This window comes from Paracoccus sp. (in: a-proteobacteria), from assembly GCF_030604785.1.
In the GTDB taxonomy this organism is placed as follows: domain Bacteria; phylum Pseudomonadota; class Alphaproteobacteria; order Rhodobacterales; family Rhodobacteraceae; genus Paracoccus.
In genome coordinates this window covers 120994-127724 of the sequence record NZ_JAUVVF010000004.1, presented here as the reverse complement: position 1 = coordinate 127724, position 6731 = coordinate 120994, and the positions used below count along the sequence as shown (strand labels likewise).

Below are 6731 nucleotides of genomic sequence, written 5' to 3'. Positions count from 1 at the left end.
AGCCTGCTGCTCGCTCGGAAATACACGGAGCGGCCCGAGCATGTCCACGACGGGAAAGTCATTGTCCTGCGCTCGAACCTGCGCTGGTGTTCAGATGGGTTCGAGTTCATCTGGCTCGGAACGGCGACATCGTCCGCGGTGCCTTCATCATCGACGCGCATGACCGCGAGACCATCGCCTGGCGCGCCGTGGTGAACGCCCAAACGTTGTGGACATTGGTTAGCCCGACCAGCGGGTCTGCGATCATCTCGTTCCCTTCGTCGCGCTTAGGCTGGAGCGGAAGCAGGTCTCGCTGACCCCGAACGCCCGGCAGGCCAGCGCAATGCTGACCCCCTTCGCCGCCACCGCATTCTCGGCCAACTCCTTGGCGTAGCTGCCCGCGTCACTTTTTTCCAAGCGCCTCTCGCAGCAGATCGGCCTGCATATTGAGATCGGCGAACACGCGTTTCAGTCGCTGGTTCTCATCCTCAAGGGCCGTTCGCGGTTTCCTCGGACGGGTTCACCGGAATCTCCTCGTCCATCCTGCCGAGAAAATTCTACTTCCGCTTCCCCTTAACCATGGGGAGGATTACCCGACGGTCAAGCGGAGGTCCGCCGCGGAAGCTTCGCCATCCTGCCTCTACAAGAATTGATGGATTTTTCGGGATACGGAATGACTACCCGAAAAACACGACGACTCTAATCGCTCGGTCCACAAATCCCGTTGGCTCGCGCGTTGTCACCTGTTCAGGCGGCGCTGGAGTCGAGGACGACTGAAGGAAGCGACGGCACGTTGCTCATGTCAGCACCGGTGACAAGCCGATGCACGTCGCCGACAAACCCATCGGGACCATAGCGCAAGGCCAGTTGCAGAAGGCCTTTGCGCATTGCGCGTAGTCTTGCCTGATCGCCGGCGATGGTTTCGAGAAGACGCGGCAGATCCGCGACGGCGGCAGGCGTTTCCGGAACGCGCAGCGTTGCCGCATTCCAGAGGTCCGGATCACCCGGTGCCGACCAGCCATCCGCGAGGATCACGGGTATCGAGCCGTTTATTATCGCCTCCCACAGGCGTATCGAATTTGGCCCCGATCCCGACGGGCAGAGGGTAAAAACGCTCTGATCCATCATCTCCTTGAAGTCCGAGGACGTTCTGTCATCGACAAGGGCGCCCTCGAGCCTCCGATCCAGGACCTGCTTGTGGTATACAACACGTTCATAATGCCAACTCTCGCGGTCGATCACACGCCCCCGAGGGTGATTCGCAAGCTGCTCAATGATGTAGGTGCGCACTTGCGTCAGATAGTTCTTCTGGGCGCGCGCACCGACGAACGAGAACAGCCATTTGCGCGGACGGTCGAGATCGTCGGCGCCCCGACGAAGCTGCTGCACGGGATAGAGCGGGAAGGGATGCAGCCGCATCGCCGGCGCGGCCTCGAACGGGCCGCCGTCATCGGTCATATGCGACCAGAACAGGTCGGTGACACCTGCGCGTGCAAAGACCTGACCGAACTGCCGCGACCTGATATGTTGAGCGACCGTCACGACGCGATCATACGCCGAGAGAGGCTCGCGCATCGAGTCAAGCGCGGCCAGCATTGCCCGGGTCTTTGGATGATCTGGGCCTAGTTGCGCAAGAAAGTCGATCAATGTGGCGAAGGGGAAGCCCAGATAAACGGTCTCGTAAAGCTCGTGTTGTCCGGGCAGCAGAGCGCGCATGCGCCCGAATGCGTGCTGCTCGGTGATGGCGGGATACTGCCAGTCCGCATCATGGGCCAGCCAGGCCGGTCGGGGTTTGCGGCGGAGAACCTCTTCCTTGGACCATTTCTCCAGCGTTCGGTTCACCTTGAACTCGTCGATCTGGTCGCTGCGCTCAGACCACAACTCGATCGAAAGACGTGCTGGCATAGTCAGGTCCGCGCCGGGCTTCACCATCGCCATGCCACCGATGAGATTACGGTCGCCCTTCTTGCTGTAATACCGCAAGCCGGTTTCGTGCAGATGAACGGAGCGGATAAAGGGGAATGGGTTGTAGACGGTGTAACCTTCGGTTGCAAAGACATAGGCGATGCGGTTGTCGCAACGCGGAACCCCGAGGGGGATATCCACGCGACGCGACAGGCGGTCAGCCGTATCCGCAGATGGCACGAAAGCCCAGCTGTCCTGCGACCAGTGCGGGTTCGGATGAGGAACTTCCTCCTCGCCCTGTCGGTCAAACCGGCTGAGCGCCACGAAGGCGTTGAGGTCTTGGCGAAAGATCGTGCAGAGCCCGGTGATGGTGCTGTCGAAATAGATGTCGCTGTTGGCCAGAAGCGCGATCTGGCCGGGGCAGAGCCGCTCGGCCGCCAGCACCCAGTCCAGATATCCGGGCCGCTTGCCGAGCCGGATCAATTGCAGCACGCCGTCATCGCGATGAGGCACCGTTTCGTCATCGACCAGCAAAACGACGCGGCTGAACAACCCGCTGTCGAGGTTCATGTCCAGGCAGCGGCGCAACTCCTCGGCGCGTTCGGGATCGCGCGGAGTGTAGTAGGGAACGAAGAGCGTTATGCGCGCCAGCGGATCGCCCAGATCCGGCAACGGTCCCAGCCTAGCCCGCTTATGCGCGATCCAGCTGGCATCCGGCCGCAGTTCCAAAGCCCGCGCATAGGCTGCGTCGGCTTGGTCGAATGCGCCTTCGGACCGGTAGGCATCGCCAAGCTTCTCGTGATGCCGATAATCTTCATTCGCCATTGTTCTGTATCTCGTTATGCCCGATCCGAGAAAGCAGTCTTGCCGCGGCACCACATTGTGCGCGGCGCCACGAACTCAAATATGTACGTTATTGTCGGGGCGGAGCTGGAAAATGTCCAGACCTGATGCGGTAGATGCCGCATGGCGCTGCGCCAAAGGACGGCTTGTTGCGCCGCGCTGATGTGTTCTGCTAAAGGCTGTTCGACGGCGCCGAGCAGCCAACACGGCCCGGTCCATCGGAAGGGACGGCATGACGATCTTGACGGAGCAAGGCACGATCATCGTGTTGGGCGCAGGCTCGAGGACCCTGCACGAGGCGCGCCTGCGTCGCCTCGGCCGCCGCCCGGAACACGCCGTCATCCTGAGCCCCGGGCTCGGTTCATCAGACTGCCCTCCGCCGGGCTGGTTGATCACGGGCAGCGAGGCGACGACGCTGCTGGATGGCTGGATCGCAAAACAATCCGGCCAAGGTGAGGTTACGTGCTGGGGCGCAGCTGATTTGCAGAGTGCGCACAAGCCGAGCGCCGCACTTCTTCAGCTTTTCCCCAACCTTCTCGTCCTCGGCAAGCGGCCAACGCGGCTTTGGAGGATGGACGAGCTTCTGGCCGAACTTGCGCCACTGCCTGATCCTTTGTCGCTGTGGATCGACATGCCGGGCTCCGAGGCCGAGATCCTCTCGCAGCTTCTGTCCTCAGGAGCGACAGAGCGGCTGGCCAATATCTGGCTGCGTGGCGGGACCGAACGATGGTTCGAGGGCGCGCTGGATGTCGCTTCGCTTGAGAGGGTCGCGGCGGAAGGCCGCCTGACGCTTGGCGGACGCGACCTTTCCGATCCGGATTTCCCCGAGCTTCTGTTCAGCGCGCCGGGCCGCTCTTCGCCAGAAGGTTCGACCTCCGACATTCACCTGTCTGCACAGGCGCGGCTTGAAAAGATCGCGATCCTGGAGGCCCGGATCGTGGATCTTGGCGAGGACAACAACGCCCTTCGTGCCAAGGCTGACGATCAGGCAAAGATGATCGTCTCTCTGGAGGCTGTGCTGGCGAAGAGTGTTGCGAATGCGAACGAGGCTGGTTCGGCTCTGGAAGCGCTTCGGGCCGAGGCTGAACAGCTTGCCGCCCAACACGAGGCGACGCTTAGCGAAAAGCAGATTCTCGAAGCGCGTATCGTCGATCTCGGCGAGGACACTAGTGCGCTGCGCGCCAAGATCGAGGATCAGGCAAGGCTTATTGCAGAGCTTGCCGCCCAGCACGAGGCGACGCTGAGCGAAAAGCAGATTCTCGAAGCGCGTATCGTCGATCTCGACGAGGACACTAGTGCACTGCGCGCCAAGATCGAGGATCAGGCACGGCTTATCGCGATGCTTGAGGCCCCTCCGGCCAAGGGGGGTAGCCTCGCCGGTCGGACAACTGGCGCAGATGATGAGCGTCATGCCCAGCTTGTCGGGGAACGAGACGCTTCTCTGGATCGCTTGGCTGCGGTGACCGAGCAGAACGAGACGCTCACCCGGCAGCTCGAAATGGCCCGCGACGAGCTGCGCCGCGCCGAGGGACAGGTCAGGCTGATCCGTGATCTGCTGCTACGAGAAGTCGGGTGAAGAAGAAGCGTGACAAGACGCACCAAAGTGTGCGCGACGTGATCCCGGTCGAGGTTGATCTGCTGCCGATGTCGGACGAAAGCCTCGTCGAACGATGCCGCACCCGCTGGCAGCAGGGGGCTTGGCATGAACTGGCTGCGCTGGATACGAAGCGTCTGGAGCAAGACCGTGATCGTGCGGTCATCGCGCTGCTGGTCTCCGTCGCGCATCAGCATCTGGGTCGCGAGGACATGGCGCGCGACCTGGCGCAGAAAGCTGTCTCTTGGGGCGCCGATCCTCGTCAGGCGGCGCGGCTCCTTCTGTCGGCTGTCACCAATTCCCTCGGGCGAATGTCGCTTTGCCTGGCGGAGGGTGAACGGGCGCGCGAGCATTTCGAATCCGCCATCGAGCTTGTCGAGCCGCGGGCAGACGTCAGGCGCCTGGCGCAGACGAGGCAGCTGCATGAAATGGGCAATCTGGGGCTGATTGCCGAGGCGGTGGCGGCCTTTGACGAAAGCTTGCAGGCCCAAATGAAGGATACCGCGACCACCGTCACGATCGAGGATCTCTCCCGCGAACTGGCTTGGTTGCGCGAACGCGTCGAGGAATCTGCACGAAGCCAGACGGTGTCGTTGAGCCTGCCTCCGTCCGAGGGCGGCGAAGCACGGCGCGGCAATACTGGATCGATGGCCGGCGCCGCCCCCGCCATCGCACTCCATCCGGATCGCAACCCGCGTTATTCTGCCGATGCGGACAGGTGGCTGAAGGCGCAGAGCGACGTTGTCGTCGTCGAGTTGAAATCCATGCCCAGGGCCGGGCTGCATTATGCTGAACGCGCCGTTGCCACCGTGATGGGCGAGGATTCGAGCTTTTGTGAATGGTATCAGGAGCCAGGCTGCTGTCGGTTCATGCCTTGCGCGCACGGCTGCTTCATGCCTGCGCCGACCGAGGGTCGTTTGCATCTGCGCTTGACCAAGTCGCATGATTTCGACCTTGCCGATCCGTGTCACGCGCCGGGGCCGTCGCTGAGGCGGCTCATCCTTGTGCGCGACCCGCTCTTCATCCTGACATCCTGGTGGACGCTTGACCTGTTGGCGCGGCATCGGAAGGTCCTGGAAGAAGTCGGCATAAACCCGGTTTCGTTGTTCTACCGGCACAACAGGTCATTGCTGAAGGCCGCCTATCAAAGGCTCGATCAGGTCGCGCTGGATTGCGCACCTCAGTCCGTCGAGCGCTGGATCGCACCCAAGGCGCGATATCTGGCAGGATTTGCGCGCAAGTGGGTCACGGACACCAACCGACGCATCGGACCCTTTCAGGAGGTCGTCGCCTATGATGAGGTGCCGGACCGCGTGGCGTCGCTGATTGGCGGCTTCGAGGCACGTCTGGGCAAGGGCCAGCGCCAGAGGCTGGAAGCTTACGGCGCTGCGCGATCCGCCCCATTCCGCCCCAGGCAGGATGCGTTTGTCGGCCCGACTCAACAGATTTCTGCCGCGCTCGAGGTCGCGCGTCCGGCTTTCGAGGCAGCGGCCGAAAGGTTGTGCGTGGAGGATGTCACCGGCACATTTGCCCGCGCATCTGCCACGCGCCGACAGTCGTTGCCACCATATCCCACCACGCAAGGTTCCCAAGCATGAGCAGCTACGTCACGGTCTTCTCGCTGCCGAAGGTTGACGCCGCCGCGAATGCCGCCCTTGTCACGGCAGGTGCGGTAATCGAGCAGTTCCGCCCCGAAGCTGTGACCAAAGCTCTTGCCGAAAAGACGTCTGGCACGATCGGCATCCTCTGGGCGGACCCGGTGCAGCTGGTCGCGCGGGCGCTGCAGGACGGGCGTGATCCCCGACCCGTCGCCCGAGCCTGGGCCGGAAATGCGCGCGCGATCCTCGCGCTGCACCGCGCGAACCGTCGCCGCCTCGTCCTGGTGGACGCGCGCCTGCTAGGCGCGGAAACACCCGATGCCCTTCTCGAGCCGCTGCGGTTGCGGCTGGATCTGCCGCGTCCGGTGGCCAGAACCGGTCTCGCGCCTGTTCCGGCGCAGCTGACGACCGTTCTGGCGCAGATGCTCTTGCGCCAGATGCGCGACGTCACGGCGCCGTTGGTCGAGTTGCTGTCTGCCAGCATCACGCCGTGCCACGATGCAGGCGCCATCCTTCCATTTGGTGAGACGGAGGGGGATGGACAGAATGCTTCTGCGGACGCCCAGATCGCGCTGCTGCTCAAGCAAGTTTCGCTCCACCTCGATCAGTGTCGGAGAGTCGATGCTTTGGAGGTCGAACGCGACATCCTGGCGGCGCGGCTTGCCGAGACCGAGCGCAAGCTGGACGACGTCCTGCGTTCGACCTCGTGGCGGATCACGCGGCCAATGCGGAGGGTCAAGACGCGTCTCTTGCGGGGTGGGGCCTCGTTGGAGGCGGAATAGGTCCCGCCCCGCTGCGTCGCGACCGCCCGC

Annotated in this window: 4 protein-coding genes and 2 pseudogenes; 4 read left to right on the top strand and 2 right to left on the bottom strand. The window is 63.0% G+C overall.

Going from position 1 to position 6731, the window contains the following annotated elements; genetic code table 11:
* Positions 1-200 (top strand): annotated as a pseudogene (locus QAR72_RS02675) (IS3 family transposase); the annotation flags it as partial.
* On the opposite strand, the pseudogene QAR72_RS02670 reads toward QAR72_RS02675, so the two are convergent.
* Together QAR72_RS02670 and QAR72_RS02665 are read right to left on the bottom strand one after the other, a co-directional pair.
* A pseudogene (locus tag QAR72_RS02670) lies at positions 194-475 on the bottom strand (IS3 family transposase); the annotation flags it as partial. The pseudogenes QAR72_RS02675 and QAR72_RS02670 sit on opposite strands and share 7 nt — an antisense overlap.
* A 251-nt stretch (positions 476-726) precedes the next feature.
* Positions 727-2709, bottom strand: a complete 1983-nt coding sequence (locus QAR72_RS02665; protein WP_304615815.1) for an exostosin domain-containing protein — start codon at positions 2707-2709, stop codon at positions 727-729.
* A 250-nt stretch (positions 2710-2959) separates the two neighbouring features.
* Here QAR72_RS02665 and QAR72_RS02660 point away from each other — a divergent pair, with 250 nt between their 5' ends.
* From QAR72_RS02660 to QAR72_RS02650, 3 genes are read left to right on the top strand one after another with little or no spacing between them, the layout of a single operon-like run.
* Positions 2960-4303 (top strand): hypothetical protein, encoded by a 1344-nt coding sequence (locus QAR72_RS02660; protein WP_304615814.1) that lies wholly within the window; start codon positions 2960-2962, stop codon positions 4301-4303.
* Entirely contained in the window at positions 4300-5919 is a 1620-nt protein-coding gene (locus QAR72_RS02655) for a tetratricopeptide repeat protein (protein ID WP_304615813.1), read from the top strand. Before QAR72_RS02660 ends, QAR72_RS02655 begins: the two co-directional genes overlap by 4 nt.
* Positions 5916-6701 carry a hypothetical protein gene (locus QAR72_RS02650; protein ID WP_304615812.1) on the top strand — a complete coding sequence of 262 codons (786 nt, stop codon included), beginning with the start codon at positions 5916-5918 and terminating at the stop codon, positions 6699-6701. The genes QAR72_RS02655 and QAR72_RS02650 overlap by 4 nt, the downstream gene beginning before the upstream one ends.
* Positions 6702-6731: the final 30 nt, after the last annotated feature.

Excerpts from the sequence above, each read along its gene's own strand:
- QAR72_RS02650 (WP_304615812.1), top strand. The coding sequence starts at position 5,916 with ATGAGCAGCTACGTCACGGTCTTCTCGCTGCCGAAGGTTGACGCCGCC.
- QAR72_RS02660 (WP_304615814.1), top strand. The coding sequence starts at position 2,960 with ATGACGATCTTGACGGAGCAAGGCACGATCATCGTGTTGGGCGCAGGC.
- QAR72_RS02665 (WP_304615815.1), bottom strand. The coding sequence starts at position 2,709 with ATGGCGAATGAAGATTATCGGCATCACGAGAAGCTTGGCGATGCCTAC.